We start from the raw sequence: 1711 nt of genomic DNA, 5'->3' as shown, positions 1-1711 counted from the left end.
TAAGTAATACAAGGGCAGCTACGCCCATTACAAGAACCCCATTCTGCATGGAAAACCTTTCAGAGAGTGCTGCAAAGCGACGGGGAAACCATGAGTCTACAGCCATGTTGGCCATTACCCTTGGACCATCTATGAACCCTGCCTGGGCACCTACTATGAGGAGGGCACCTTCAGAAAGGATTGTGATTAACGCCAGCCAGTAGCCCAGCGGCCAGTTACCAAACATACTATCGGCAAGAATAGCATTGAGTGTTCTCCCTTCGACCGGTTGTATTCTAAACATGAAATAACAGAAGAACAGGCCGCCAGCTGTAAGGGCAAGGGATGTTGCCATATATGCCATAGTACGTTTACCTGTATGAACCTTTGGTTCACGCATAATCTGCATACCATTAGATACTGCTTCAAGACCGGTATATGTACCACCACCTAAGGAAAAGGCACGTAAAAAAATTGAAAATATGCCTACCATCCCTAAAACTGATAAGTCTTGTCTAAAACTTCCTTTTAGTTCACCGTAGAGAGGTTTAATTTGTGGTACATGACTTAAGATTCCATAACCAATCAATAACACATGGGTAATGACAAAAATAATAAAAATTGGGGCAAGGATTGTAACAGATTCCTTTACACCTCTAAGATTCATAGTAACAAGAAAAATAATTAAAAAAACTACAAAGAATAATTGCATCTCCGCAGGAGACAAGTGATACGGTGATAGTCAGCATATAATCAACCAGAAGTGCACAACCAGAGACAACACCTACATTTTCATTAATGGTATGGGTTGCTACTATATAACCACCACCACCATGCGGGAAGTGCTCAATAATGCGGGAGTAAGCGTAGGAGATGATGAAGACTGTTAGTGCAGTAGCCAACCCCAAAAAGAGAGCAATATATGTATGAGAACCGAGCGCTTTGAATGCTTCTTCAGGACCATATGAGGAGGATGAAAGACCATCTGCTCCAAGGCCAATCCATGCAAGTAAGGGAATGAGGGATAATTTGTGGAAGATTGAAGGTTCATTGATATCGCGAGGTGCACCGATTAATCTGTGCTTAATCTTCTCTAAAAAGGTTTGCTCGTGCTCTGGAATTTCTGATTCTGTATGGTTTTTTTGTTTCATGGATTTTGTTATGGGTCCTTTTGACGTGGAATTTTACCTTTAATTCATGGCAAATTCAACATATTTAGTTTGTTTTGGCAGAAATATGTAAATCGTTTTTTTAATGTGGTTTTGATAAGAGGCAAAAATAAAAAGTATAACTGTTTGCCCATTAATCCTTTTATATTTTAACACTCTCGTAGTTTTTTCAGTTCGGTTTTCAGGCTTTCAAAATCGTTCTTTTCGTCTAAACACCCAGGTAGGCTGTCTTAACATGTTCATTGTTCAACAATTCTTTGCCAGTGCCCTGGAGAACAATCCTGCCGTTTTCCAGTACGTAGACCCTATCCGCTATTGCGAGAGTCTGTCTTACATTCTGTTCCACTAAAAGAACCGTTACTCCCGCTTCATTGATTTGTTTTACAATAGTGAATATTTCCTGCACCAGGAACGGGGCGAGACCCAGGGATGGCTCATCAAGCATCATCAACTTGGGTAATGACATAAGTCCCCTGCCCACGGCAAGCATCTGTTGTTCACCCCCGGAGAGCGTTCCTGCGGTCTGCTTTTTTCTTTCTTTGAGCCTCGGGAAGAGAGAATAG

At 41.6% G+C, this 1711-nt stretch carries 3 protein-coding genes; all 3 read right to left on the bottom strand.

Annotation, left to right across the window (positions count from 1 at the left end; all coding sequences use genetic code 11):
* Positions 1 to 646, bottom strand: a 646-nt coding sequence (locus NTU69_09830; protein MCX5803809.1) for an amino acid transporter, incomplete at its 3' end; no start/stop codon positions are given.
* Positions 636 to 1130 carry a hypothetical protein gene (locus tag NTU69_09825; GenBank protein MCX5803808.1) on the bottom strand — a complete coding sequence of 165 codons (495 nt, stop codon included), beginning with the start codon at positions 1128 to 1130 and terminating at the stop codon, positions 636 to 638. The genes NTU69_09825 and NTU69_09830, both read right to left, overlap by 11 nt.
* Positions 1131 to 1356: 226 nt before the next feature.
* The coding region (locus NTU69_09820; GenBank protein MCX5803807.1) for an ATP-binding cassette domain-containing protein at positions 1357 to 1711 on the bottom strand (355 nt) is incomplete at its 5' end.

This window comes from Pseudomonadota bacterium (assembly GCA_026388215.1).
Lineage (GTDB): Bacteria > Desulfobacterota > Syntrophorhabdia > Syntrophorhabdales > Syntrophorhabdaceae > JAPLKF01.
This window is presented reverse-complemented; position numbering and strand designations above follow the sequence as displayed.